The sequence below is a fragment of the Micromonospora sp. NBC_00389 genome (genome assembly GCF_036059255.1).
Classification (GTDB): Bacteria; Actinomycetota; Actinomycetes; order Mycobacteriales; family Micromonosporaceae; genus Micromonospora.
Genome location: NZ_CP107947.1, coordinates 379,844 through 404,874 on the forward strand (window position 1 = coordinate 379,844; position 25,031 = coordinate 404,874).

21 protein-coding genes are annotated in these 25,031 nt (G+C 73.2%); 8 read left to right on the top strand and 13 right to left on the bottom strand.

Annotation, left to right across the window (positions count from 1 at the left end; all coding sequences use genetic code 11):
- Nucleotides 1-76: 76 nt before the first annotated feature.
- The 3 genes from OG470_RS01815 to OG470_RS01825 form a co-directional block, all read right to left on the bottom strand.
- Nucleotides 77-442, bottom strand: coding sequence for a WhiB family transcriptional regulator (locus OG470_RS01815; RefSeq protein WP_328420094.1), 366 nt, complete (start codon nucleotides 440-442; stop codon nucleotides 77-79).
- Between the two features lie 130 nt (nucleotides 443-572).
- A complete protein-coding gene (locus OG470_RS01820; RefSeq protein WP_328420095.1) occupies nucleotides 573-821 on the bottom strand; it encodes a hypothetical protein in 249 nt (82 codons plus the stop codon).
- A 124-nt stretch (nucleotides 822-945) separates the two neighbouring features.
- A complete protein-coding gene (locus OG470_RS01825) occupies nucleotides 946-3,111 on the bottom strand; it encodes an ATP-dependent DNA helicase UvrD2 (protein ID WP_328420096.1) in 2,166 nt (721 codons plus the stop codon).
- A gap of 93 nt (nucleotides 3,112-3,204) precedes the next feature.
- Between OG470_RS01825 and OG470_RS01830 the strand changes: the two genes are divergently transcribed.
- Nucleotides 3,205-3,447: a mycoredoxin gene (locus tag OG470_RS01830; RefSeq protein ID WP_328420097.1), complete on the top strand. Its 243-nt coding sequence runs from the start codon at nucleotides 3,205-3,207 to the stop codon at nucleotides 3,445-3,447.
- Between the two features lie 65 nt (nucleotides 3,448-3,512).
- On the opposite strand, the gene OG470_RS01835 is transcribed toward OG470_RS01830, so the two are convergent.
- The gene (locus OG470_RS01835; RefSeq protein ID WP_328420098.1) at nucleotides 3,513-4,802 is read right to left on the bottom strand and encodes an MFS transporter; all 1,290 of its coding nucleotides are present in this window, start codon (nucleotides 4,800-4,802) and stop codon (nucleotides 3,513-3,515) included.
- A 216-nt stretch (nucleotides 4,803-5,018) separates the two neighbouring features.
- Here OG470_RS01835 and OG470_RS01840 point away from each other — a divergent pair, with 216 nt between their 5' ends.
- The 3 genes from OG470_RS01840 (at nucleotide 5,019) to OG470_RS01850 (ending at nucleotide 6,801) form a co-directional block, all read left to right on the top strand.
- Nucleotides 5,019-5,999, top strand: coding sequence for a helix-turn-helix domain-containing protein (locus OG470_RS01840; RefSeq protein WP_328420099.1), 981 nt, complete (start codon nucleotides 5,019-5,021; stop codon nucleotides 5,997-5,999).
- A 74-nt stretch (nucleotides 6,000-6,073) separates the two neighbouring features.
- A complete protein-coding gene (locus tag OG470_RS01845; RefSeq protein WP_328420100.1) occupies nucleotides 6,074-6,313 on the top strand; it encodes a DUF397 domain-containing protein in 240 nt (79 codons plus the stop codon).
- A 212-nt stretch (nucleotides 6,314-6,525) separates the two neighbouring features.
- Nucleotides 6,526-6,801: a hypothetical protein gene (locus OG470_RS01850; RefSeq protein WP_328426087.1), complete on the top strand. Its 276-nt coding sequence runs from the start codon at nucleotides 6,526-6,528 to the stop codon at nucleotides 6,799-6,801.
- A gap of 126 nt (nucleotides 6,802-6,927) precedes the next feature.
- Here OG470_RS01850 and nudC read toward each other — a convergent pair whose 3' ends face one another.
- Genes nudC through OG470_RS01870 form a run of 4 tightly spaced genes read right to left on the bottom strand, consistent with a single transcriptional unit; the run spans nucleotide 6,928 to nucleotide 11,757 of the window.
- A complete protein-coding gene (nudC, locus tag OG470_RS01855) occupies nucleotides 6,928-7,887 on the bottom strand; it encodes an NAD(+) diphosphatase (protein WP_328420101.1) in 960 nt (319 codons plus the stop codon).
- 34 nt (nucleotides 7,888-7,921) lie between these two features.
- Entirely contained in the window at nucleotides 7,922-9,265 is a 1,344-nt protein-coding gene (locus OG470_RS01860; protein WP_328420103.1) for a M16 family metallopeptidase, read from the bottom strand.
- A gap of 55 nt (nucleotides 9,266-9,320) precedes the next feature.
- The gene (locus tag OG470_RS01865; RefSeq protein WP_328420105.1) at nucleotides 9,321-10,631 is read right to left on the bottom strand and encodes a M16 family metallopeptidase; all 1,311 of its coding nucleotides are present in this window, start codon (nucleotides 10,629-10,631) and stop codon (nucleotides 9,321-9,323) included.
- Nucleotides 10,632-10,641: 10 nt separating this feature from the next.
- Nucleotides 10,642-11,757: an LLM class flavin-dependent oxidoreductase gene (locus OG470_RS01870; protein WP_328420107.1), complete on the bottom strand. Its 1,116-nt coding sequence runs from the start codon at nucleotides 11,755-11,757 to the stop codon at nucleotides 10,642-10,644.
- A gap of 174 nt (nucleotides 11,758-11,931) precedes the next feature.
- Here OG470_RS01870 and OG470_RS01875 point away from each other — a divergent pair, with 174 nt between their 5' ends.
- The 4 genes from OG470_RS01875 to OG470_RS01890 are packed head-to-tail and all read left to right on the top strand — an operon-like array spanning nucleotide 11,932 to nucleotide 15,127.
- Nucleotides 11,932-12,996 (top strand): ABC transporter substrate-binding protein, encoded by a 1,065-nt coding sequence (locus OG470_RS01875; protein WP_328420109.1) that lies wholly within the window; start codon nucleotides 11,932-11,934, stop codon nucleotides 12,994-12,996.
- Entirely contained in the window at nucleotides 12,993-13,772 is a 780-nt protein-coding gene (locus tag OG470_RS01880) for an ABC transporter ATP-binding protein (protein ID WP_328420111.1), read from the top strand. Before OG470_RS01875 ends, OG470_RS01880 begins: the two co-directional genes overlap by 4 nt.
- On the top strand, nucleotides 13,762-14,646 hold the full coding sequence (locus tag OG470_RS01885) for an ABC transporter permease (RefSeq protein WP_328420113.1): 885 nt from the start codon (nucleotides 13,762-13,764) through the stop codon (nucleotides 14,644-14,646). Before OG470_RS01880 ends, OG470_RS01885 begins: the two co-directional genes overlap by 11 nt.
- A gap of 1 nt (nucleotide 14,647) precedes the next feature.
- Nucleotides 14,648-15,127, top strand: a complete 480-nt coding sequence (locus tag OG470_RS01890) for an RrF2 family transcriptional regulator (protein WP_328420115.1) — start codon at nucleotides 14,648-14,650, stop codon at nucleotides 15,125-15,127.
- Between the two features lie 104 nt (nucleotides 15,128-15,231).
- On the opposite strand, the gene OG470_RS01895 is transcribed toward OG470_RS01890, so the two are convergent.
- The 5 genes from OG470_RS01895 to OG470_RS01915 form a co-directional block, all read right to left on the bottom strand.
- Nucleotides 15,232-15,432: a hypothetical protein gene (locus tag OG470_RS01895; RefSeq protein ID WP_121652693.1), complete on the bottom strand. Its 201-nt coding sequence runs from the start codon at nucleotides 15,430-15,432 to the stop codon at nucleotides 15,232-15,234.
- 234 nt (nucleotides 15,433-15,666) lie between these two features.
- On the bottom strand, nucleotides 15,667-16,992 hold the full coding sequence (locus OG470_RS01900; RefSeq protein ID WP_328420120.1) for a DEAD/DEAH box helicase: 1,326 nt from the start codon (nucleotides 16,990-16,992) through the stop codon (nucleotides 15,667-15,669).
- Between the two features lie 222 nt (nucleotides 16,993-17,214).
- Entirely contained in the window at nucleotides 17,215-17,418 is a 204-nt protein-coding gene (cspE, locus tag OG470_RS01905; protein ID WP_101369720.1) for a transcription antiterminator/RNA stability regulator CspE, read from the bottom strand.
- A gap of 226 nt (nucleotides 17,419-17,644) precedes the next feature.
- A complete protein-coding gene (locus tag OG470_RS01910) occupies nucleotides 17,645-21,013 on the bottom strand; it encodes an ATP-dependent helicase (RefSeq protein WP_328420126.1) in 3,369 nt (1,122 codons plus the stop codon).
- A gap of 93 nt (nucleotides 21,014-21,106) precedes the next feature.
- The gene (locus tag OG470_RS01915) at nucleotides 21,107-24,862 is read right to left on the bottom strand and encodes an ATP-dependent helicase (protein ID WP_328420128.1); all 3,756 of its coding nucleotides are present in this window, start codon (nucleotides 24,860-24,862) and stop codon (nucleotides 21,107-21,109) included.
- Nucleotides 24,863-25,031: the final 169 nt, after the last annotated feature.

A 25,031-nucleotide genomic window follows, 5' to 3' on the forward strand; every position in this document is an offset into this window, starting at 1 on the left:
AGTCGGTACGTGCAACATCGTTTTCTCACTCGCTGCCGGTGTGACACCGGCGTAGTTGGGACGGATCGGGAACATGTCAGGCTGCCAGCCGGACCGCGCCACGCACCTCGGACAGCCCACTGGCCGCCAGGCGCGCCTCGGCCTCGACCCGGAGCTCGGCGTCACGGGCGACGTCCTCCTTGCGCGGACGGCCACGGGGCCGCTTGCGCGGGACGACCGCGCCACGCTCGAAGATCTCGCCGCCCCAGACGCCCCACGGCTCCGCTCGCTCCACCGCTCCGGCCAGGCACTCGACGCGCAACGGGCAGTCCCCGCAGAGCGACTTGGCCAGCTCGAGCTCGGCAGGCGAGTCGGAGAACCACAGGTCGGGGTCGAACTTCCGGCAGGGCAGGTTCGCCTCCATCTCGACGCTCACGTCGAGGGGGGCCAACGCCAGACTCATCGCCCGGTCACCTCTCTCTCACTTCGATCTCGTGGATCGCATTCCGACGTACTTCGGCAGGGCAAAAAACTGAGGCCGCGGATCCCGGTATGCGGGTTCCGCGGCCTCGAAGTGAGCCGGTGTCTGATGGTCAGACCGGTCTACCTCGAGGTGGAACGCCGCGGACATCCATGCGCTTCTTGGCGCCCTGAATGCCCATGCCCGTGAAGCCACTGGTCCCCTCGACTCCGGTGGGTGCAACGGTCAGGTTCAGCTCGGCCTGAACCTGGTGCACCTGCGGAACCGACGGTCGTGCAGCCACAAGGGCCACCCGGACAGCCGACAGCGGAGCGTGGACAGCTGGCATCGCCGCCAGACGCTCATAGGTGAAGATCTTCACGGGTGCCACCTCCCTCAACGTTCCTCGGATCGACTGGACCAACCCCCCGTGAGCAGCCGGAATGGCGCCGCTCGCGTGGTGTGTTCTGAGGCTATTCCTCGCGCCGGGGCGAGGGCAAACGAATTTACGACGAGATTTCGAAAGTTTTCTCCGGGCAGACATCGTCCACCCCCGCGCCCCCCACCAGCGCCAGCACCGACTCCCCATAGAGGCCCAACTTGCGGGGGCCGATACCAGCGATGGCGATCAACTCCTCCGGCCGGCCGGGCTTCCGCTCGGCCAGCGCGGTCAGCGTGGCGTCCGTGAAGATCACGTACGCCGGCACCTTCTGCGCCCCGGCCACCCGCTGACGCCACTCGCGCAGCCGTTCGTGCAGCTCATCGTCGATATCGGACGGGCAGGTGGGGCAGCGGCCCAGCTTCCGATCCGGGCCGGCGAGCAGGGTCGCGCCACAGATCCGGCAGGAGACGATCTGGGTGCGGCGCCGCTCGGGGCGGCGGGCCGGACCGGTGCTGGCGACGGCCCGCTCGGTCCCACCGGAGCGGTCCAGTTGGGGGAGGAACCGCGACGGCCGCCGGGCCCGTCCGCCCGGCGAGCGTGCGGCGGCGTACGACAACCAGAGCCACTGCCGGGCGCGGGTGATCCCGACGTAGAGCAGCCGACGCTCCTCCTCGACCTGCTCGACGGTCTTGGCGTACGTGGTGGGCAGGGTGCCCTCGGCGAGGCCGACCAGGAAGACCGCGTCCCACTCCAACCCCTTGGCCGAGTGCAGCGAAGCCAGCGTCACCCCGTCCACCGTCGGCACGTGCTGCTGGGTGGCCCGGCGGGCCAGCTCCTCGGTGAAGTCGGTCAGGGTGACCGCGCGCTCCACCGAGGCCGCCTCGCCGATCGGCAGCACCTCGGGGGTGGCTGCGTACTCCTCGGCCAGCTGGACCAGCGCGGCCAGCGCCTCCCACCGCTCGCGGGCGGCGCCGCCGGCCGGGGGTGCGTCCGGGGCCCAGCCGACCGCGGTGAGCGCCTCGACGACGGCGGTCGGGAGCGGGGTCTCCCCCGGGATCGACCGGGTGGCGGCGCGCAGCGCGACCATCGCCTGGCGTACCTCGGTCCGTTCGAAGAACCGCTCCGCGCCCTGCACCACGTACGGCACCTCGGCCTCGGTGAGCGCCTTCTCGTACGCCTCGGACTGCGCGTTGGTCCGGAACAGCACGGCGATCTCCTTCGCCGGCGTGCCCGAGTCGATCAACGTCCGGCAGCGGGTGGCCACCGCGGTCGCCTCGGCCGGCTCGTCGGTGAAGATCCGCAGGTCCGGCTCGGGACCGGCCGGGCGCTGCCCGCTCAACTCCAGGCGCAGCCGTGCCTCGGTGCCCCGGGCCTGGGAGATCACCGCGTTGGCCAGGCCGACCACCTGCGGGGTGGAGCGGTAGTCGCGGACCAGCCGGACCACGGTGGCTCCCCGGTGCCGGCGCGGGAAGTCGACCAGGTATCGGGAGGTCGCCCCGGTGAACGAGTAGATCGTCTGGCTGGCGTCGCCGACCACGGTCAGGTCGTCCCGGCCGCCCAGCCAGGCGTCCAGCAACCGCTGCTGGAGCGGGTTGACGTCCTGGTACTCGTCGACCACGAAGTGCCGGTACTGGCTGCGGACCTGCTCGCCGACGTCCCGGTGCTCCTCGATGCCCCACACGGCGGCGCGCAGCATGTCCTCGAAGTCGATCACCCCGTTGGACCGCTTGAGCTGCTCGTACGCGGTGAACACGTCGGCCACCTTCGTCGGCTCATGCGGGGTGTCGCGCAACGCCCGGGCCGCCGCCACCACGTATTCCCCCGGCTCGACCAGCGACGACTTGGCCCACTCGATCTCGCCGGCCAGGTCCCGTGCGGCGGCCCGGTCGGTACGCAGGCCGACCCGGGCGGCGGCGAGGGTGACCAGGCGCACCTTGCTGTCCAGTAGCTCGGGCATGGCCCGGCCGGCCAGCAGCCGGGGGGCGAAGTAGCGCACCTGGCGCAGTGCGGCGGCGTGGAACGTGCGCGCCTGGACACCGCCCACCCCGAGCACCGTGAGACGACTCCGCAGCTCGGCGGCGGCCCGGGCGGTGAAGGTGACCGCGAGCACGTGCCGGGGGGAGATCTCGCCGGAGAGCGCCCGGTGGGCGATCCGGGAGGTGATCGCGCGGGTCTTACCGGTGCCGGCGCCGGCCAGGATGCAGACCGGCCCGGCGGGCGCGGTCACCGCGGAGCGTTGCTCAGGGTCCAGCCCGGCGAGCACGCGTTCCGACGCTGAGTGAACCACCACAACCAGGAATCATCTCAGCTACCCCGGACGTTGCAGCGAACAGCCTCGGCTTGATCCGCAAGCCGCCGGCCGAAGGAGTTGGAGGATCCGACCATGCTGACGATGTATTCCACCCCCTGGTGCGGCTACTGCCACCGGCTGAAGTCGCAGCTCGACCGGGAAGGCATCGGGTACGAGGTGGTCGACATCGAGCAGGACCCGAAGGCCGCGGACTTCGTGATGAGCGTCAACGGCGGCAACCAGACGGTGCCGACGCTGCGCTTCGCCGACGGCAGCGCCCTGACCAACCCCTCGATCAACCAGGTCAAGCAGCACCTGGCGGCCCTCACCGCCTGACCGGTCGGCTCACCCTCGACGAGCGGCCGCCCCCTGGGGCGGCCGCTCGTCGTGTCCGGTATCCGTCACCGCCCCGGCGGTCGGGTGCCGGCCACCTGCCGCTCGGCGTCCTCGGCCGGGCGCTGGGGTGCCGGAAGCGTCGGACGGCTCGGCGGCGTCGGCGGGCGGGCACCGGGCGGCGCGCTCAGGTGCCGGCCCCGCCAGAGGTAGCCGCCAGCGGCCATGGTGGCCACCCCGATCAGCGCGAACAGCGCCCGGTAGTCCAGGAACCCGACCAGCAGGGCGCCCGCGCCGATGGAGAACGCCTGCGGCCCGCTGATCACCGCCTCGGTGGCCGCGGCCACCCGGCCGACCAGCCCCGGCGGGGTACGTCGCTGAATCAGCGTGTGCAGGCCCACCATGGTCAGCGGGAGCGAGACGCCGGCCAGCAGCACCGCCGCGAACCCGAGCCGGAGATCGGGGTACGCGAGCGCGAGCGCGGCCGGCCCGAACAGGGCAACGCCGGTGGCCAACGTGCCGACCTCGCCGAGCCGGCGAATCAGCGCCGGCGAGCAGAGCCCACCGAGCAGCCCACCCACGCCCTGCACGGTGACCAGCACGCCCACGAACGCGGCGTCCCGGTTCAGCCCCTGGTCGACGTAGGCGAAGATGAGCGACTCGCTGAAGCCCATCACGAGCGACCCGAGTCCGTAGCCGAGCAGTGCCCGGCGCAGGGCCGGCTCACCGGCCAGGTGTCGCAGCCCGGCACCCAGTTCGGCCGGCCAGCGCAGCCGCACGGTCGGCGGCGCCGGGTGCGGGGTGGGCAGCGCGGTCACCACCGCCGCTGCGGTCAGGAAGCCGACCATGCCGATTCCGGCCAGCGCCCATCCGCCGATCGCCGCGTAGAGCGCCGCGCCGGCCAGCGGGCCGATCAGCCGCAGCCCCTGTCGTACGGTCTGCAGCACGCCGTTCGCCTCGGCCAGCAACTCCACCGGGACCAACTGCCGGATCAGCCCGCTGAGTGCCGCGCTGAGCGTGATGTGGGACAGGCCGTACAGGGCCGCCACCAGGTAGACGAGCCAGACGTCGCCCGCGTCCCGGACGATGAACAACGGGGTGAGCAGCGCCGCGGTGACCAGGTTCGCGGCCACGAAGAAGGGCCGGCGCGGGTAGCGGTCGACGAACCAGCCGACCAGCGGCGCCAGCGTCATCGGTGCGATGACGGCGAAGATCGTTGCGCCGGCGAGCCCGTCGGAGCCGGTCAGGTCCTTGACCCAGATGGCCAGTGCGAGCAGCAGGATCGACTCGGCGGTCATGCTGGCCAGCAGGCCGCCAAAGAGCAGGCGGAAGTCGGGTCGGCGCAGGACGGTGCGCATGGGTCCCTCCGGCGGGATGGCGTGCTCGGGTAGGCGTGGTCGACGGGCCGCGACCACGGGTCCGCCGTGATTCGGCGTACCCGTGGTCGTCTTTTTCTGCAAGACACGCCCCCGCCGGAACCTCCGACGCCGGCCGCGCCGTCCATACTGACCGTGGGGGGCGAATTTCATACAGTTACCGTTGCGTCTGCAGCGGTCGACGGGAAAGAGGACACTGTGCCTCCTGCCGCACCCAGCCCGATCCTGCGTCGTCGCCGGTTGGGCGTAGAGCTGCGCCGCCTGCGCGAGGCCGCGGGCCTCACCGGCGATCAGGTCATCGAGCGGATCGGCTGGGCCTCCGCGTCCAAACTGTCCCGTCTGGAAAACGGCCGCAGCCGACCGGACCCACAGGATGTCGGCGACCTGCTCGACCTCTACGGCGCCGACGAGGCACTGCACGAGGAGCTGCTCGGGATCACCGGCGAGGCCGGTGACATGCGGGGCTGGTTGAAGAACTTCCCGGTGATGACGCAGCAGCAGCGCAGCTGGGCCGAGTTGGAGGCGGGCTGCGCCGAGATCTCCGAGTACAACCCGGTGCTGGTGCCGGGTCTACTTCAGACCCCCGGGTACGCCCAGGTCCGGATCGTCTCGGCCCGTCAGGTGGGTGAGGGCGCCGGCGAGCCAACCCCTGGCGAGGAGCCGGAGACCGAGGTGCAGGCGCGGCTGGCCCGCCAGTCGCTGCTGACCCGGGAGCCCGACGCGCCGCGCTACACGGCGGTGTTGGAGGAGGCGGCCCTCGGCCGCCGGGCCGGGCCGCCCGAGGTGCTGCACGAGCAACTACTTCAGCTCTGCGAGCTGGCCCTGCTACCCAACGTGACGCTGCACGTGTTGCTTCGTGACACTCAGATCGGTAATTGGTACCTTCCGCCGACCGCGTTCTCCCTCTACCGGTTCGCCGATCCGCTCGATCCGGAGACGCTGGCCATCGAAGGGGGGTTCACCGACGTCATGTCGACCGAGGCAATCGCACTAAATCGCTATAAAGTAGTGTTCGAGTGGCTATGCACGGCGGCACTGAACGCCTCGGACACCCTCTCCTGGCTGATCGAGGCGACGGGACGGCTGACCGAGGCGGCGCCCCCATCCACAGTGGCGTTCGGGCCGGCAACGGCGCCGACCCAACGCCGCCGGGCTTCGGGGCGGCTGACGGAACGGTGATCCACGGGGGACCCTCCGTCGGGGCGTGCGGCACCACTCGTCCCATCGGAGCGGTTCACATCAGGAGTGGAACCATGAACGACATCCGCAACACACCGTCCGTTCCCGCCTTCGACCTGGCGGATGCCCCGTGGCGTACCAGCACCCGTAGCCAGACCTCCAACTGTGTGGAGGTCGCCCCGCTGGGCACCGGCCCGTCGGCTGTCGCGCTGCGCGACAGCAAGGACCGGGGCGGCCCGGTGCTGCTGTTCAACCGGGCGGGATGGCTCGGCTTCATCTCCGGAGCGAAGAAGGGCCAGTTCGATCTGAACTGATCCGGTGATCGGACGGGGCCGTCGGCGCACTGCCGGCGGCCCTGTCGCTTTTTCCGGCTGCCGACCCCGCTGACCAGCCATCCGCCGATCAGCCGAGGCTCGAGACCAATAGGTGCGTTTCAGTTGCCGAGACGAACACGCGGCGTAACATGGCCGACGAGTACGTGGAACTTCCATTCTGGCTCATCGTCGCGGTTCATCCGGAGACCCTTATGCGGTTCCTGATAGTTCGCACCGACATCCGCGCCGTCGCTGACGGGGACATCGCCGCCGCCTGGGCCGACGGCCACCGACTCCGCGACGAGACGACCACCCCAGAGCCGCGCCGGCAGACCGTACACGCCGACGATCTGGACGCGGCGCTGCTGCTGGCCCGAGCCCTGGCCACGGTCGGCGCGGTCCGCGCAGGCAAGCAACGGGTCAAGGTCCTGCCCCTCGGCGAGCCCCGGCCCACCTTCCGACACCGACCGGGTCGCACCGGCACCTGACCAAACAGACGTCCGTCGTGGTCGGATCGGCTCCCCCGCCGCGTTTCTCGCCCTAGCCGACCACGACGGCCCGTGTTCCCGGCCCGTGACCGCCGCGGCAACGACGGCCACGGGCCGGGACCGTGCTCACTGGTCGACGTCCACCCAGCCGTCCAGCCAACGGTGGATGAGGAACAACGCGATCGACGACGGCGGCGGCAGGATCAGCTGGGCCCCGTCACCCACGTCCACGGTCCGCCCGGCCAGCGCCGCCCCGATGTCCCGACGGGAGAACCACCGGGCGTACGCGATCTCGGACGGGTCGACCCGCACCGGGTCGGCCGGGTCGGCGGTGGCCAGGAAGCCCAGCATCAGCGAGCCGGGGAACGGCCAGGCCTGGCTACCCACGTACCGAATGCGCTCGACCCCGATGCTCACCTCCTCGCGGACTTCGCGCAGCACGGCAGCCTCCGCCGACTCCCCCGGCTCGACGTAGCCGGCCAGGCAGGAGTAGCGCCGACCGCCCGGGGTGCCCGGCCAGCCGGCGTTGTTGCCCAGCAGGCAGCGCCCGTCCGGGCCGTCGACACCGTCGTGCACCAGCACGATCATCGCCGGGTCGGTACGCGGCCAGACCCGCCCGCCGTTGCGGTCCACCCGGGACCAACCGGCCTCGTCCATCGCGGTCGGCGCTCCGGTGGCCGCCGAGTAGCCGTGCCGGGTGTGCCAGTTGACCAGCGCCAGCGCGGTGGTGAAGATGCCGGCCTCCCGGTCGGCGAGCAGATGACCCACCTCGCGCAGGTTGACCGCCCGGGTGCCCGGCAACGCCGGCAGCGGCGTGTCGACCGCGAAGACCGGCACCCCGTCCGGCTCGACACCGAGGAACATCGCCACCGACTCGGACCCGACCGGCACGTCGGCCGCCCCGAACAGCACCAGCGACGGAGGCGACCCGTTGGTACGGGCCAGCGTCCGCCCCTCGTTGGTCGAGTCGAGCAGCAGCACCCGGGCCCGTAGCCACGCCTCGGTCAGCCACAGCGAGTCGCCCCGCCGGTGGGCGGCCCGGTCCAGCGTGGACCGGGCCAGCGGTGGCTCCGTCTCCCCACTCACGGCGCGCCCTCCCCCGCCGGCGCGGCCGCCCGGCTCACTGCTGCACCGGCTCGGTCCGGACCGTGGTCAGCGAGGCCAGCCCAGGGGTGACCCGCTCGGCGTCGCCGAGCACCACGACCGCAGCCCGGGCCGGCGCGAGATAGTCGGCCGCCGCCCGGGCGACGTCGTCGATGGTCACCTTCGCCAGCCGGGCCGCGTACTCGGCGAGAAAGTCCAGGCGCAGCCCGTTGCCGGCGTACGCGCTGGTCAGCGCGGCCAGCCCGGCCTGGGTGGACATACCGAGCTGGAGGGTGCCGAGGGCGTACTGGCGCGCCTGCTCCAGCTCCTCGGGCTTCGGCGGCAACGACGCCAGCCGGCCCAGCTCGTACGTCGTCTCCAGCAACGCCGGGCCGGTGACCTCGGTGGCCACCTCGGCGGCGGCGACCAGCACCGACCCGGCCACCGAGTGCTCGATCACCGAGTGCGGCCCGTACGTGTAGCCCTTGTCCTCACGGATGTTCTCCACCCAGCGGGAGGAGAAGTAGCCACCGAAGACCAGGTTGGCCAGTTGCAGCGGGGCGTGGTCGGGATGGGTGCGCGACACGGCCGGCAGCGCGATCCGCAGCGAGGACTGCACCGAGCCGGGCCGGTCCACCAGCAGCAGCGGCCCCGGCTCCAGCGGCGGGGTGGGCGGCAGCTCGGCGGTGCGCCCGGCGCCGGCCCAGCCGCCGAGCGCCCGCTCGGCCGCGTCCAGGGCCTTCTCCGGCTGCACGTCGCCGACCACCACCAGTTGCGCGCCGGCCGGGTGGACCCGCTCGGAGTGCAGGCTGCGCAGCGCAGCCGGCCGGACGGCGCGGATCTGACCGGGCTCCGGGGTCTGCGTGGCGTACGGGTGCCGGCCGTAGATCCGCTTCAGCAGCGCCTCCCGGGCCAGGAACGCCGGTTGGCTCTGCGCCACCTGAATCCGGTCGACCAGACGGTCCCGCTCGGTGGCCACCTCTTCGCTCGGGTAGCTGGCACCGGTCAGCACCTCGGCCAGCAGCTCCAGCATCCGGTCCAGGCCGGTGACCAGGCCCGCGCCGGACAGCATCAGCCGGTCCGGATCGACGCCCGCGGAGAGCCCGCCGCCCACCTTCTGCAGCTCGGCGGCGATCTGCACACTGGTCATCGACTCGGTGCCGGAGAGCATGGTCTGCGAGAGCATCGCGCCGCGGGCCAGGTGGGCCCGACCGAACGGCACCCACAGCCGCAGCTCGACCAGGGGCACGGCGGGCCGGCGTACCGCGATCACGGTGAGACCGTTGCTCAGCGTGCGTTCGGCCTGCTTGGGCACCTTGAGCTTGCGGGTGGGGCCGAGCGGCGGCAGCGTACGCGGCCCGGCGGGAGCGGTGGTGGTCATCGAGTCACCTTCGATCGCGACTGCGGGGCTCGCAAAACCGGCTCACTCCTCGCGCTCACCGGGCAGCTCCGGCGATGACCTCGACGGCGGCGCGGCGCTCCGGGCGCAGGGTGGCCGCAGCGGTCCGGACCTGCTCCTCGGTGACCTCGCCGACCAGCCGGGGCAGGTCGTTGAGCAGACCCGGTTCGCCGCGTTGCTGTTCCAGGACGGCCATCCGCAGCGCTCGGCCGAGCACCGCGTCGGTGTCCCGCAGCAGGTGGGTCGCCATCCGGGCCTGGGTCCGGGCCAGCTCGCCCTCGGTCAGCCCGTCGGTGGCCAGCCGCTCCAGCTCCTCGTCCATGGTGCGCAGCACCTTGTCCACGTCGCCGCCCGGCGGCAGGTGCGCCTGGAGCAGCAGCGCCGTCGGGTCGCGCACGTCGAACGGGTCGCCCATGAAGCCGAGGTAGCCACCGAGGCTGGTCACCGTGCGGTCGCGCTGGACCAACCGCTCGACCAGCCGCGACGCGTCGCCGTCGGTGAGCACCTCGGCCAGCACCACGTACGGCAGGTAGCCGGCGAAGTCGCTGATCGGGTCGGGCACCCGCCAGGCGCCGGCCACCGCCGGCAGCGGCGCCAGCTTGTCGGTGTACGAGGTGCGCCGCTCGGTGGTCAGGTCGGGCTCGGTGAAGTCGGGCCGCTGCGGAGCCGGACGGGCCGGCACGTCACCGAAGTGCCGGGTGACCAGCTCGGTCGCCTCGGCCACGTCGATGTCGCCGCTGACCGCCAGCACCGCGTTGCCGCTGGCGTAGTAGCGGCGGAAGAAGTCCGCGGCGTCGGCGACGGTCGCCGACTCCAGGTCGACGAAGGACCCGTAGCCGTCGTGCGCGTTGGGGAAGGTGTCGAACATGACCGGCGGCAGGGTCAGCCAGGGGAAGCCACCGTACGGCCGGTTGAGCACGTTGACCCGGATCTCCTCCTTGACCACGTCGACCTGGTTGCGCAGGTTCTCCTCGGTCAGCCGGGGGCCGCGCATCCGGTCCGCCTCCAGGAACAGCGCGCGCTCCAGCGCGTTGCTCGGCAGGGTCTCGAAGTAGTCGGTGTAGTCCAGGTGGGTGGAGCCGTTGAAGGTGCCACCGGCGCCCTGCACGTGCCGGAAGTGGGCCAGCTTCTCCAGGTTCTCCGAACCCTGGAACATCAGGTGCTCGAAGAGGTGGGCGAAGCCGGTACGCCCCTCCGGTTCGGAACGGATGCCGACGTCGTAGACCACCGCCACCCCGATCACCGGGGCACTGCGATCGGGGGTGAGCACCACCCGCAGGCCGTTGTCGAGGGTGAACCGCTCGACCGGATACTTCGTCGCTGGAATTCTGGATCTCCGCGCCGCCACGGGATCGACCCTAGCGCGTCAGCACCTCCGCTACCGGCGACCTCCGCGGAGCAGCCGCCACCGGGTGGGCCACCAGGGGCAGCACCTCGGCGCCGACCCGCTCGGCCTCCTCCCGGTGCGGCCAGCCGGAGAGGACGAACTCGTCGACGCCGAGCGCGGCGTACTCATCGATCCGGGCCGCGACCTCGGCGTAGCTGCCGACCAGCGCGGTGCCGGCGCCCTCGCGGACCAGGCCGACCCCGGCCCAGAGGTTCGGTGCGACGGTGAGCCCGTCGGTGCGGCCGGCGTTCAGCGCGGCCATCCGGGCCTGACCGACGGAGTCCATGCGACGGAACCGGGACTGGGCGGCGGCGATCCTCTCGCGGCTCATCCCGGCCAGCAGCCGATCGGCCTCCGCCCACGCTTCGGCGCTGGTCGGCCGGGCGATGACGTGCAGCCGGAGCCCGGTGCGCAGGACGCGGTCACGCTCGGCTGCCAGTGCCCGGATCCGCGTCGCCCGGGCCTCGATCGCCGCCGGTGGCTCACCCCACATCAGGTACACGTCGGCCTGGCGGGCCGCCACCGCCTCGGCGGCCGGGGACGCACCACCGAAGTAGACCGGCGGCGGGTCGGCCAGCGGGCTGGCCAGGCCGCCGCCGTCGACGCGGTAGTGCGCGCCGTCGTAGTCGAAGGGCCGGCCGGCCCAGGCGCGGCGGAGCACCTCGATGAACTCGCCGGTGCGCGCGTACCGGTCGTCGTGCCCGAGGAAGTCGCCGTACGCGCGCTGTTCGGCGGGGTCACCGCCGGTGACGATGTTGAGTGACAGCCGGCCACCGGAGACGGCCTGGAACGCCTCGGCCTGCTGGGCGATCAGTGTCGGCAGCGCGAAGCCGGCCCGGACCGCGACCAGCATGCCGAGCCGCTCGGTGTGCTGGGCGACCGCCGCGCAGACGATCCACGGGTCGGGGCAGCCGGCGCCGACCGGGGTGAGCACGGCGGTGAAGCCGTGCGCCTCGGCTGCCCGGCCGACCTCGGCCAGGTACGCCACGGTGGCGGCCCGGTCGTGCCGGGCGGCACCGGCCGTGACGGTGGCGGCGCCGACCTGATGGCCGTCGCCGGAGGTGGGCAGGAACCAGTGGAAGGTCATCGCGGAGTCGCCTCTCTACCGGTCGCCGAGGTGGCGCTTACCCTAGCAAGCCAGTAGGAAATGCCGACATATTTGAGACCCGACATCCCGGCATGTGGATGGGTCTTGACGCTGACCTCGGCCCGGCCCACTCTTCCTACCAACTAAGTAGGAATACTGCGGATTGGATGGACGATGAGACGGCTCCCCCTGCGCCGGTTGGTCACCCTGGCCACCCTCGCCGTGGTCGGCGCGGCGACCCTGGGCACCACCGCCGCGTGCGGCGACGACAGCGAGGGCGCGGGCGGCAGCTCGGGCCCGGTGACGCTGCGACTCGGCTACTTCCCCAACATCACCCACGCGCCGGCCGTCGTCGGCGTCGAGAAGGGCATCTTCGCCGAGAAGCTCGGCGCCAACGTGAAGCTGGATCCGAAGACCTTCAACGCCGGCCCGGCCGCCATCGAGGCCGTCTTCTCCGGGGCGCTGGACGCCACCTACATCGGCCCGAACCCGACGGTGAACGCGTTCTCCAAGTCCAAGGGCGAGGCGGTGCGGGTCGTCTCCGGCGCCGCCTCCGGTGGCGTGGCGCTGGTGGTCAAGCCCGGCATCAACGGCCCCCAGGACCTGAAGGGCAGGAAGGTCGCCACCCCGCAGCTGGGCAACACCCAGGACGTGGCGATCCGCTACTGGCTCAAGGAGCACGGGCTGACCACCACCAAGGAGGGCGGCGGCGACGTCAAGATCGTGCCGCAGGAGAACGCCCAGACGGTGGAGACGTTCAACAGCGGCGCGATCGACGGCGCCTGGGTGCCCGAGCCCTTCGTCTCCCGGCTGATCAACGCCGGCGGCAAGGTGCTGGTTGACGAGCGCGACCTGTGGCCGGACCGAAAGTTCGTCATCACCAACCTGCTGGTCAGCACCAAGTTCCTCAAGGCGCACCCGGACGTGGTGCAGAAGCTGGTCGACGGTCAGGTGGCCGCGAACGAGTTCGTCAACAGCAAGCCGGACGAGGCCCAGCAGGCCATCTCCGACGCGATCGGGAAGATCACCGGCAAGCCGCTGGACCTGAAGCTGATCAAGCAGGCGTGGCCGACGTTGGAGTTCACCAACGATCCGATCTCCTCCTCCCTGAAGGCCGGACTCGACCACGCCGTCGAGGTCAAGCTGACCGACCCGGTGGACCTCAAGGGCCTGTACGACCTCACGTACCTCAACAACGCGCTCACGGCGCAGGGCAAGCCCGAGGTCGTCCAGCCATGACGTCGACCACGACGACGCCCGGGAGCGCGACCACCGCGGTCGCGCTCTCGGGCGTGACCAAGGTGTACGGACGTGGGGCGAACGCCGTACTGGCCCTGGACGGCGTGTCGCTGGACGTGGCGCCGGGTGAGTTCGTCTGTCTGGTCGGCGCCTCCGGATGCGGCAAGAGCACCCTGCTCAACCTGGTCGCCGGGCTGGACCGGCCCAGCGGCGGGCAGATCGGGCTGGCCGGTGACGCCAACCCGGGGCTGATGTTCCAGGAACCGGCGCTCTTCCCCTGGCTGACCGTCGAGGCCAACGTGGAGGTGCCGCTCAAGCTGCGTGGGCTGCCCCGGGCCGAGCGCCGTGAGCGGGTGGCCGAACTGCTGCGGACGGTGCACCTGTCCGACTTCGGTCGCAAGCGCCCGCACGAGCTGTCCGGTGGGATGCGGCAGCGGGTCGCACTGGCCCGCACGCTGGCCCTGGACACTCCGGTGCTGCTGATGGACGAGCCGTTCGGCGCGCTGGACGCGATGACCCGGGACATCCTGCACGACGAACTCGAACGGATCTGGTCCGAGCGCAAGCTCTCGGTGCTCTTCGTGACGCACAACGTCCGGGAGGCCGCCCGGCTGGCCGACCGGATCATCCTGCTCTCCAGCCGCCCCGGCCGGATCATCTACTCCACCGAAGTGGACATTCCGCGTCCACGTCGGATCGACTCCCCCGACGTCGCCGCCATCGCCGCCGAGGTCACCGAACGGCTCCGTACGGAGGTGGGCCGCCATGGCCAGTGACACCCTCACCAACACGGCGCGCACCGACGCGCAGATATCCGGCCTCGACGCGTTGGAGATCGCCGGCCGGGACAAGGAGACCTCCCGGGCCACCCGGCTCTGGGCGGCCACCTGGCCCAAGCTGGCCGCGCTGGCCATCGTCATCGCGGCCTGGCAGTTGGTGGTCTGGTCGGGCTGGAAGCCGCCGTACTCGCTGCCGGGGCCACTGGTCGTCGGCCGCGAGCTGCTGGCCCAGGCCCAGGGCCCACAGCTCTGGGAGGGCCTGCTCACCACGCTGCGCCGGGCCGCCGTCGGGTACCTCTTCTCGGTCGCGGTCGGTCTGCTGCTGGGCCTGGCGGTGGCCCGGTCCACGGTGCTCCGGGCCGCCATCGGCTCGATGATCACCGCGTTGCAGACCATGCCGTCGATCGCCTGGTTCCCGCTGGCCATCCTGCTGTTCGAGCTGAGCGAGAAGGCGATCTTCTTCGTGGTGGTGCTCGGTGCGGCACCGTCCATCGCCAACGGGGTGATCTCCGGTGTGGACTACGTACCGCCGCTGCTGCTGCGCGCGGGTCGCAACCTGGGCGCGCGCGGGCTCAACCTCTACCGGTACGTGATCGCACCGGCCGCGCTGCCGGCGATCGTCGCCGGGCTCAAGCAGGGCTGGGCGTTCTCCTGGCGCAGCCTGATGGCCGGCGAGCTGATCGTGGTCGGCATCTCGCAGACCTCGCTCGGCGCCCAGCTCACCTACTCCCGCGAGCTGTCCGACGCGCCCTGGCTGCTCTCCACCATGATCGTCATCCTGGTGCTCGGCCTGGTCGTGGACGCCGCGTTCGGTGCTGCGGACCGGGCGATCCGACGCCGCTGGGGCGTGCTGGACCAGGCTGGTCAGTGACGTGTACGTCTCCGCGCGCAGCGACTACGCGCTCCGGGCGATGCTCGCCGTCGCCGCCGCCAGTGTCGGCGGCGACGGAGAGGGCGGTGGCGGAGAGGGTGACGGTGGCGGTGGCGGCGAGTTGGTGAAGGCGGCCAGTCTGGCCGAGGTGCAGGGAATACCGCTCAGCTTCCTCCAGGGCATCCTGCTCGACCTGCGCCGAGCCGGCCTGCTGCTCAGCCATCGCGGCAGTGACGGTGGGTACGCGCTGACCCGCCCGGCCGATGAGATCACCGTCGGGGACGTGCTCCGAGCGGTCGGCGGCTCGCTGACCACGGTCCGCGGGCTGCCGGCCGAGCGGGCCGGATATCACGGGGTGGCCGCCGGGCTGACCGACGTCTGGCTGGCGGTGCACGGGGCGATCGCCACCGTGGTCGACAGCACCACCCTCGCCGACCTGCTCACCCGTCACTCGACGGACCGCGCACCCACAGCCTCCTGATCAGGGCGGTGTGGTCGGGCCGGTGCCCCGCCGACCCGACCACACCTCGTACCGATCCGGACCGGGCCTGCCCCTCCGCCGGCACCGGTCGGGCCGGCCGCTGCTCAGCCCACGTGTGCGACCGTCGGGCCGGAGCCCGGGTCACCGGGGCTGTGCAGCTCCACCAGACCGGCGGGAGCGTTACCCGCCGGGGTGGCATGCCAGGGTGCGAAGGCCGCAACCATGGCGAGCAACAGCCCGGCGAGCGCGACCGCGACCACCAGGATCAGTTCGCGCAGCGCCCCCGAGCCGGCTTCGCCCGCCATGGTCACCCCTCCCGTGCCGGGCCCCCCGCCCGACTTTCCCCCGCCGGTCAGCTTCGACCACCGACGCCCGCGACGCAGTCAGCCAGCCGACCCAACTGAGGCTGATTACCGACTCAGCCGAGCGGAACGGGCGGCACGGCGGACGGGCCGAAGGTGCGGCCACCCCGCCACCACTGCGCCACAAACGGACCGACCCGCCCAGCCGAAGCGGGGCGGGTCGGTCGGGCGTACGGATCAGACGGTGCGGGGGCGGCGCGGGCGGCGGGACCGACCCGACGCACGGTGCGCCGAGCGGCCGGCACCGTCGGCGACCGGGCCGCCGGACCCACCGGCGGTACGTCCCCGACCAGCGGCAGCCTGCGGGGCGGCGACGATCGTCACCGGCACGCCGGAAGGCTCGCGGGCACCGGTCACCCGGGCCAGCGCCTCGTCACCCGGGCGCACCTGGACCGACTCGGGCCGGATGCCGGCGACTGCCATCAGGCGGGACACGTCCCGGCGCTGCTCCGGCAGGACCAGGGTGACCACGCTGCCGGACTCTCCGGCCCGGGCGGTCCGACCGCCCCGGTGCAGGTAGTCCTTCGCCTCGGTCGGCGGGTCCACGTTGACAACCATGTCCAGGCCGTCGACGTGGATGCCCCGGGCCGCCACGTCCGTGGCGACCAGGGCGGTCACCTGGCCGTTGCGGAACTGCTCCAGGATGCGGGTGCGCTGCGGCTGGGACTTGCCGCCGTGCAGCGCGGCCGCGCGTACCCCCTTGGAGAGCAACTGGCGGGCGAGCCGGTCGGCGCGGTGCTTCGTACCCATGAACAGGATGGTGCGGCCCTCACGGGCGGCGATCCGGGTCAGCGCGTCGGGCTTGTCCACCGCGTCGACGTGCAGCACGTGGTGGGTCATCGCGGTGACCGTGGCGGTGCCCGGGTCGACCGAGTGGGTCACCGGGCTGCTCAGGAAGCGGCGGACCAACCGGTCCACGCCGCCATCCAGGGTGGCCGAGAAGAGCATCCGCTGGCCCTGCGGCGCGACCTGCTCCAGCAGCTTGGTGACCTGCGGCAGGAAGCCCATGTCGGCCATCTGGTCGGCCTCGTCCAGCACGGTGATCTCGACCTGGTCGAGCCGGGCGTCGCCGCGGTTGATCAGGTCGTGCAGCCGGCCGGGGGTCGCCACGACCACCTCGGCGCCGGCGCGCAGGGCGTCCGCCTGACGCTGCAACGACAGCCCGCCGACGACGGTGACGCAGCGCAGCCCGACGGCGCGGGCGTACGGGGCCAGCGCCGTGGTGACCTGCTGGGCCAACTCCCGGGTCGGCACCAGCACCAGGGCCAGCGGGCGGCCCGGGCGGGCCCGGTGGCCGGCGGTGCGGGAGAGCAGCGGAAGCCCGAAGGCGAGGGTCTTGCCGGAGCCGGTACGACCCCGGCCGAGCACATCCCGGCCGGCGAGCGAGTCGGGCAGCGTGGCCGACTGGATCGGGAACGGCTCCGTGATGCCCTGCGCGGTCAGCGCGCTGAGCAGCGCGGGTGCCAGACCGGTATGGGCGAACGAAGGAATAACAGTGGTCACGCAAAAGCCTTCCTCGACGCGGCACGTGTCGAGGGAGGGCGCCGAAGACGGCGCTGTCGCCAGCGGAAAAAGCCGCCAGGACTCACAAGCACGAACCGAAGGGGGTACGGGCCGGCCCGCCGCCGGGCCGCCGCCTGCTTACGCAGGTCGACGGCGGAGCGGGCCGGTCCCGTCACCGCCGCGCCCGGAGGGCGCGACAGGTAATGCCGACCGATCCGAAGATCAGATCGGGCGGATGTTCTCCGCCTGCGGGCCCTTCTGGCCCTGGGTCACCTCGAACTCGACCCGCTGGTTCTCGTCCAGGCTCCGGTAGCCGGAGGACTGGATCGCCGAGAAGTGGGCGAAGACGTCAGCGCCGCCGCCGTCCGGGGTGATGAAGCCGAAGCCCTTGTCAGCGTTGAACCACTTCACGGTGCCAATAGCCATGTGTTTCGTCTCCTTGACGGAACGTCGGACTCGCACTTGTTGCGAGCCCGAAGAGGAGCGCTCCGCGCGGGAATGCGCGAATCGCCTGTCGCTTCTGGTCGCCCCGCCCGGAGAACTCCGGACACAACAAAGAGCGCCTGGGGCCACAATCCCGCCAGGCGCACACAGAGTCTCTGGTAACCAAAACTGCAACCCGTTCAACCTACCACGGATTTTCCCGCCATGGTCAATGTCGGGCGGAATCTTCGGGCAACTTGGCGATCAGGGCCGTGAGCCCGGTCACGTCCAGCAGGTCGGCGGGGCGCACCGTCGCCCCGTCCCGGACGTAATGGAACGCCGCACCCACCCGGTCGACCGGCACACCGGCCAGCTCTGCCCAGGCCAGCCGGTAGACGGCCAACTGCACCGCGGCCACCTCCGCCGCCGGACCGGAGGGCTGCGCACCGGTCTTCCAGTCGACCACGTCGAACCGGCCGCCCGGCCGAGCGAAGACAGCATCCATCCGCCCCCGGACCACCACCCCGGCGATCACCGTGGCGAACGGCACCTCCACCTCCACCGGTGCCCGGTCGGCCCACTCGCTGGCCAGGAAGCGCTCCTGAAGCTCGACGAGCGCCTCGTCCGGCGCGGCATCCGCGTCGGCCGCGCCGGGCAGCTCGTCCAGGTCGAGCAGCCGGTCGGCGCCGAAGCGCTGCTCCAGCCAGGCGTGGAAGGCCGTGCCGCGGCGGGCGTACGGGTTGGGCTCGGTGGGCACCGGGCGGCGCAGCGTCCGGGCCAGCGCCGCCGGGTCGCGGCGCAACGCGACCAGCTGGGTGACGCTCAGCTGGCCGGGCAGGGCCACCTCGACCGCGCCGGAGAGCCGGGTCAACTCGGCCCGCTCGGCCAGCAGCAGGTCCGCCTCGCGCTGCCAGCGCACCACCTCGGGATCCACCTCCGACCCGCCGGCGACCACCAACTCCGCCGGGCCATCGCTCATCAGACGGCGGACCAGACCGGCAGCCTCGGCCAGCGCCGGCCGACGGCCACCCAGCGGGTCGGCCGGCCACTCCGCGCGGAGCACCACCTCGGCGGTCGGGTTCGTCGCATCCGGGGTCGGTTCCGGCGCCCACGCGTCGACCAGGTGCCCCGGGCCGCCGTCCAGGCAGGCGTCGTACACCTCGCGCAGGAAGACCGACGGGCCACGCGGCCGCTTGGTCCCCTCCCCCCACCAGTACGCCGAGCAGAGCAGCAGCCGGCGCGGCCGGGTCACCGCCACGTACGTCAGCCGGCGCTCCTCCCGCTCGTCGTGAGCACGCCAGGCGTCGGTGAAGTCGGTCACCGCCCGAGCGACCGCCCGCTGGTCCGCCGCCTCGTAAAGCGCCAGCTCGGGCAACCCGTCGACGTCACCGCGCAGCGGGAACGGCAGCACGCCCAGCCCGCCCAGCCAGTGGTCGGAGTTGCGCACCGGCCCGGGCCACAGCCCACGGCTCAGCCCCGCCACCGCCACCACGTCCCATTCCAGCCCCTTGGCGGCGTGGGCGGTGACCACCTGCACCGCGCCCTCCACCACCTCGACCTCGCCGGGGGCGAGGCCGCGCTCCTCGTCCTCGGCGGCGGCCAGGTAGGACAGGAAGCCGGCGAGGGTCGCGCCGGGGGTCTCCCCGCTGAACCGGGCCGCCACGTCGCCGAGGGCGTCCAGGTGCCCCCGGGCCAGGCCGGCGTCGCCAGCGCCGTCCCGGCCGGCCCGCACCGCGACCTCCACGTCCAGGCCGATGGTCCGCTCGATGTCCGCGATCAGGTCCGGCAGGGCCTGGTCCAGGCGGTAGCGCAGCAGCGCCAGCTCCCGGCCGTACGCGCGCAGCCGCGCGAAACCCTCCGCCGAGTACGCCTGCGCCGGGCCGAGGTCGGCCAGCGCCTCCACCAGGGTCGCCTCGTCCAGCAGGTCGGGACTGATCTCGGAAGTGTCGTCGGCGGCCAACCGCCGCCGGGCGTTGGCGATGGCCCGAGCCCGCCGGTGCAGGGCCACCAGGTCGCGCGGCCCGATCCGCCAGCGGGCACCGGTGAGCAGCCGCAGCAGGGCGGCACCGTCGGTCGGGTCGGCCAGCACCCGCAGCGTGCACACCACGTCGCGGACCTCGGGGGTGTCCAGCAGGCCACCCAGCCCGACCACCTCGACCGGAAGACCGCGCTCGCGCAGCGCCGACTCGATCGCCGGGATCTGGCTGCGGACCCGGACCAGGACGGCGGTGGTCGGGCGCTGCGCAACCGGGATGTGCTCGGGCGCCGCGCCTGGCATCCGGGCCGCGCCACGCCACGCCGCGAGCACGCTGTCGGCGATCCAATCCGCCTCATCGGCGTACGTGGGCAGCAGTGCGCAGTGCACCGTGCCACCCGCGGCCCCACCGGGGCTGCGGTGCGGGATCGGATCCCGGACCGTCAGCGCGGAGCGCAGCTCCGGCACCCGGGCACCGGCCGCGCGCAGCGGTGTGGACAGCGCGTTCGCCACCCGGAGGATCTCCGGGCGGTTGCGCCAACTGGTGGTGAGCCCGAGCGCTGCGGCCGGCTGACCGTCGGCCCGGGCGAACTCGCTCGGGAACCGGTCCAACGTTCCAGCGCTGGCCCCCCGCCAGCCGTAGATCGACTGGCAGGGGTCCCCCACCGCCGTCACCGGGTGCCCGCCGCCGAACAGGGCGTTGAGCAGCACCACCTGGGCGTGGCTCGTGTCCTGGTACTCGTCGAGCAGCACCACCCGGAAGCGGTCCCGCTCGATCTCGCCGACCCCCGGGTGGTCCCGGGCCACCCGGGCCGCCCGGGCGAGCTGGTCGGCGAAGTCCATCGCCTCGAAGTCCTCCTTGCGCCGGGCGTACGCACGCACCAGCGGCAGCAGGCGCAGCCGGGTCTGCTGGAGGGCGAGCGCCTTGCGCACGTCGGCGTAGACCCGACCCGGCCGGGACTGCACCTCGGCGAAGAACCGCCCGGTCCAGGCCGCCAGCTGGTCCGGGGCGACCAGGTGCTCGTCCAGCTCCCCGGCGAGCGCCAGCACCGCGTCGGTGATGGTGCTCGGCATCCGGTCCACCTCGGACATGTCGCCGTCGTAGTTGCGCACCAGCAGGTCGACCAACTGCCAGCGGGACGCCTCGGTGAGCAGCCGGGTGGACGGCTCGTAGCCGGCCCGCAGCCCGTGCTCGGTGACGATCCGCCCGGCGTACGAGTGGTACGTCGAGACGGTGGGCTCGCCGGCCAGCGGATCGTCCAGCGGGTCCCGGCCCTGCCGGCCGAGCCGGCGGATCAGCTGGTCGAGCCGGGTCCGTACCCGGTGGGCCAGCTCACCGGCCGCCTTACGGGTGAAGGTCAGCCCGAGGATCTGCTCCGGGCGCACGTACGAGTTGGCCACCAGCCAGACCACCCGCGCGGCCATCGTCTCGGTCTTGCCGGACCCGGCACCGGCGACCACCAGCAGCGGCTCCACCGGGGCGGCGATGATCGCGGCCTGCTCCCGGGTGGGCGCCGGCAGCCGCAGCAGCTTGGCCAGCTCCACCGGGGTGTACCGGGGGCCGGAATCGGCGAGTCGGGGCGCCGGAGCGGGGCCGGCGCCGAACAGGGTGGGCTGGGTCACCGTCCCGCCTCAGCTCGCGACTGCGTGGCTCGCAGGACCGGCTCGCTGCTCGCGCTCACGGCGACATCGTTCGTGACTGCGGGAATCGCACGCTCACTCCTCGCCTTCACGGATGCTCCGGGTGGTCGGCGGTTCGACGACCTGGCGCCCCTGCCCGGAGACCGGGCAGCTGGTGCGCACCGGGCAGACCCGGCACTTCGAGTTGGCCACCGCGGCGAACGTGGCGGCTGCCATCGTATCGGCGGTCCGCCGGACCAGCGCGGTCGCCCAGCCGGCCGCCGGCCCCTCGCCGACCGCCGGCTGGTTCTGCTCCCTGGCGTCCTTGGCGGAGGTGCCGAGCTGCACCAGCGCAGCACCCCCGGACTCGTCGCCGAACTCGGCGAACGCCCCCGCCTCCACCGCCGCCTGGTATGCGCCCAGCTGCGGGTGCTCGGCCAGGTCGGTGCCGGTGACCGCCGTGGACTTACCGGTCTTCAGGTCGATCACCACCAGCCGACCGTCCTCGTCGACCTCCAGCCGATCGACCCGACCGGTCAGGTCGACCGGCCGCTGCGGGTCATCCAGGCGGACCGCGAACTCGTGCTCGATGGCGAGCAGCCGGCGCGGGTTGGTCGCCAGCCAGCGCAGCAGCTTGTCGACCATCGCCTCGGCCCGCTCCCGCTCCGGGCCGGCCATCCACCGGGCGGCCAACTCGATCGCGTCGAACCGGGCGGCCACGTAGTCAAGCAGGGCACCCCGGTCGGCGCTGGCGTCCTCGGCGAGCATCGCGGCGGCGTGCACCAGATTGCCCACCCCCTGCGCGGTGCTGGTCGGGCCGCTGCCGCCGTGCCGTTCCAGCAGCCAGCGCAGGCTGCACCGCAGTGCGCTCTCCATCGCCGACGGAGTGACCCGTACCGGCTCGCCGTCATCCACCAACGGCCGGTCGTCGGAGAGCGCCCGCAGCCCCCACCAGTCGTCGGGGTGCGCGCCGGGCACGCCAGCGGCGGCGAGCCGTGCCAGCTCGGTCGCCGCGGCGCGCCGCCGGGTCGCCGGTGCGGCCGGGTCGGTGATCGCGGTACGCAGCTCGGCCACCAGCGCCGGCAGGGTGAGCGCCCGAGGCGGCCGGGTGACCGGCAGTGCCCCGGGCCGGTCCGGCTCGCCGTCGCCGTGAGTCGCACCGTCGCCCTCGACCGCACCGCCGCCGGTAGGCGCGGCGCTCGGAGCGCCGCCGTCGGTGAGTGGAATGCTCGGGGCGCCGCCGCCGGCGCGTGGGGTACTCGGGGCGCCGCCGCCGGCGAGTGGGGTACGCGGGGCGCCACCGTCGGTGAGCGCGGTGCTCGGGGCGCCGCCGCCGGCGGGATCGCTGGTCGGCGGGCCGGCGCGGGGACCGGGCGGTGTGGACGGATCGACCGGCCCGGTGCCCCCCGGTGGGGTGGGCGGCGCGGTGGGGCCCAGCTCGTAGAGGAAACGGCTCGGCTGCTCCTCGTGGTCGTCGCCGCCGACCGCGGCCGAGGCCACGGCGCTGACCAGCAGCCGGTGTCGGGCGCGGCTGACGGCCACGTGGAAGAGGCGGCGTTCCTCGTCGAGCAACGCCGAGGTCTGACCCACCACGTTCGCGGCGGTGGCGCCGCCGACGGACCGACCCGCCAGCACGTCGACCAGCCGCTCCGAGCCGAGCAGGCTGCCGCGCAGCCGCAGGTCCGGCCAGATGCCCTCCTGCACTCCGACCACTGCGACCAGGTCCCACTCCAGGCCCTTCGCGGCGTGCGCGGTGAGCAGTCGGACCGCCGCGCCCCGGTCGGCGGTCGGAGCGATGGTGTCCGCCGGCAGGTCCTGGCCGAGCACGTGGTCGAGGAAGACCTCGGTGCGGGCACCGGGGAGCCGGTCGGTGAACCGGGCCGCCGCGTCGAAGAGCACCAGCACCGCGTCCAGGTCGCGGTCGGCCGCCTCGGCCCGTCGCCGTCGGGCCAGATCTCCCTCACCGGCCTCCGGCCGCCCCTGGCCGATCGCGCCGGCCCAGCGTTCGGCCAGACCGCTGGCCTGCCAGACGGCCCAGAGCACGTCCTCGGCGGTCGCGCCCGGCCGGGCGGCGATGTCCCGGGCGGTGGCCAGCAGCCCGGCCACCGCCTGCGCCGGCTCCGCCCACCGCCGGTCGATGCCGGCCAGCTCGGCCGGATCACGCAACGCCTCGACGATCAGCTCCCCGGACGGGCGCCGGTCCCCGCCGGCCAACGCCAGCGCACGCAGGCCCTGCCGCAGTCGCCGCTCGGCCAGCGGGTCGGCCCCGCCCAGCGGCGAGTGCAGCAGCGCGACCGCCGCCTCCTCGTCCAGGCGGTCCGGCTCCAGCGCGCAGCGCAGCAGGAGCAGCAGCGGCGCCACCGCCGGTTGCAGGTGCAGCGGCAGATCCTCGCCGTGCACCGTGGTCGGTACGCCGGCCGCGTGCAGCGCCCGTTGCAAAGTGGGTAGCTGCAACGCTGTCGACCGAACCAGCACCGCCATCCGTGACCAGGGCACGCCGTCGAGCAGGTGGGCGGAGCGCAGCGCATGGGCCAGCCAGGCGGCCTCGCTGGTCGCCGAGCGGAACGTGTGCACCTCGACCACGCCGGCCGGGGCGTCCGGCAGCGGGTGCAGACGGCGGTGCGCCGCCGGACCCCGCAGCCGGCGGCCCAGTCGGGCGATCGCGGCGAGCAGGCCCGGCCCGGCCCGGTAGGAGGTGGTCAGCAGCACCTGCGCTGCCGGCGCGCCGGAGGCGGTCCGGAATCGGTGCGGGAAGGTGGTCACCCCGGCCGGATCGGCGCCCCGGAAGGCGTACGTGGAGGAGTCCGGATCGGCGAAGGCGACCAGCGGCTTACCCCCGCCAGCGATCACCGAGAGCAGCTCGAGCTGGGCGGGATCGGTGTCGGCCAGCTCGTCGACGTACACATGGGCAAGCCGGCGGCGCTCGGCGGCCAGCAGCTCCTCGTCGTCGCGCAGCAGCCCGGTCGCCGCCCGGACCAGCTCGGCGGGGTCGTACGCGATCGAGCCCCGGTTGCTGACGTCGCGCAGCGCGAGCACCGCCACGTACTCCCGCAGGAACCGGGCGGCCGCCGGCCAGTCGGCGCGGCCGAGCTTCTCGCCCAGCCGGGCCAGGTCGACCGGCCCCACGCCGCGCTCGGCGGCGCGCATGAGCAGGTCGCGGAGTTGGCCGGCGAAGGCTCGGGTCCGCAGGGCGGGGCGCAGATCGGTCGGCCAGCCGACCGGGTCGTCCTCGGGCTCCTCGCCCACCACGTCCAGCAGCTCGCGGATGATCAGATCCTGCTCGGGGCCGGTGAGCAGGCGGGGCGACGGCTCGCCACGCTCGGCGGCGGCCCGGCGGAGCAGCCCGAAGGCGTACGCCGGGAAGGTGCGCACCAACGGCTCGCGCAGCACCCGGTGGCCGTCCTCGGCCACCCGGGCCTCGATCCGCTGGCGCAGGGCGGTGGCCGCTCGGCGGCCGAAGGTCAGCACCAGGATCCGCTCGGGGTCGACTCCCTCGGCCACCCGGGCGGCGACCGCCTCGACCAGGGTGCCGGTCTTGCCGGTGCCCGGCCCGCCGAGCACCAGCATCGGTCCGTCGGTGTGCGCGACCACCTCCGCCTGCACCGGGTCGACCCGCCGGCCCGGCGAACCATCCACCGACCCGGCCCCTTCGCCCCGGTCTGCCACCCCGCTGCCGACGACGCCACCGCCCGCCGGGGTGTTGTCGTCAGAAAGCACGGAGTTGTCGTCGGAGAGCGCGGTGTTGTCGTCGGAGAGCATGGTGCCACCGGCGGCCACGGTGCTGCCGCCAGGCACGCTCCCGTCCCCCCGCGCCGGCCCCCCAGACCGCCGCACCAACCGGTACGCCTGCATCAGCTCATCCCATCACGCCCATACGACACCAACCCCACCCCACCTCCCGGCCCCACCCCGTCCCCCCGGCCCTCCCCACCCCCCGGCCCCACCCCACCCCATCCAGCTCCGTCGATCATGAAGTTAGCGGCGCGACACGCCGACAGCGGCGCCGCTAACTTCATGATCG

What these genes read in the sequence shown, in the direction of transcription:
- OG470_RS01815 (WP_328420094.1), bottom strand. Translation starts at nt 442, where the DNA reads ATGAGTCTGGCGTTGGCCCCCCTCGACGTGAGCGTCGAGATGGAGGCG.
- OG470_RS01830 (WP_328420097.1), top strand. Translation starts at nt 3,205, where the DNA reads ATGCTGACGATGTATTCCACCCCCTGGTGCGGCTACTGCCACCGGCTG.
- OG470_RS01835 (WP_328420098.1), bottom strand. Translation starts at nt 4,802, where the DNA reads ATGCGCACCGTCCTGCGCCGACCCGACTTCCGCCTGCTCTTTGGCGGC.
- OG470_RS01845 (WP_328420100.1), top strand. Translation starts at nt 6,074, where the DNA reads ATGAACGACATCCGCAACACACCGTCCGTTCCCGCCTTCGACCTGGCG.
- OG470_RS01850 (WP_328426087.1), top strand. Translation starts at nt 6,526, where the DNA reads ATGCGGTTCCTGATAGTTCGCACCGACATCCGCGCCGTCGCTGACGGG.
- OG470_RS01860 (WP_328420103.1), bottom strand. Translation starts at nt 9,265, where the DNA reads ATGACCACCACCGCTCCCGCCGGGCCGCGTACGCTGCCGCCGCTCGGC.
- OG470_RS01870 (WP_328420107.1), bottom strand. Translation starts at nt 11,757, where the DNA reads ATGACCTTCCACTGGTTCCTGCCCACCTCCGGCGACGGCCATCAGGTC.
- OG470_RS01875 (WP_328420109.1), top strand. Translation starts at nt 11,932, where the DNA reads ATGAGACGGCTCCCCCTGCGCCGGTTGGTCACCCTGGCCACCCTCGCC.
- OG470_RS01880 (WP_328420111.1), top strand. Translation starts at nt 12,993, where the DNA reads ATGACGTCGACCACGACGACGCCCGGGAGCGCGACCACCGCGGTCGCG.
- OG470_RS01885 (WP_328420113.1), top strand. Translation starts at nt 13,762, where the DNA reads ATGGCCAGTGACACCCTCACCAACACGGCGCGCACCGACGCGCAGATA.
- OG470_RS01895 (WP_121652693.1), bottom strand. Translation starts at nt 15,432, where the DNA reads ATGGCGGGCGAAGCCGGCTCGGGGGCGCTGCGCGAACTGATCCTGGTG.
- cspE (WP_101369720.1), bottom strand. Translation starts at nt 17,418, where the DNA reads ATGGCTATTGGCACCGTGAAGTGGTTCAACGCTGACAAGGGCTTCGGC.
- OG470_RS01915 (WP_328420128.1), bottom strand. Translation starts at nt 24,862, where the DNA reads ATGCAGGCGTACCGGTTGGTGCGGCGGTCTGGGGGGCCGGCGCGGGGG.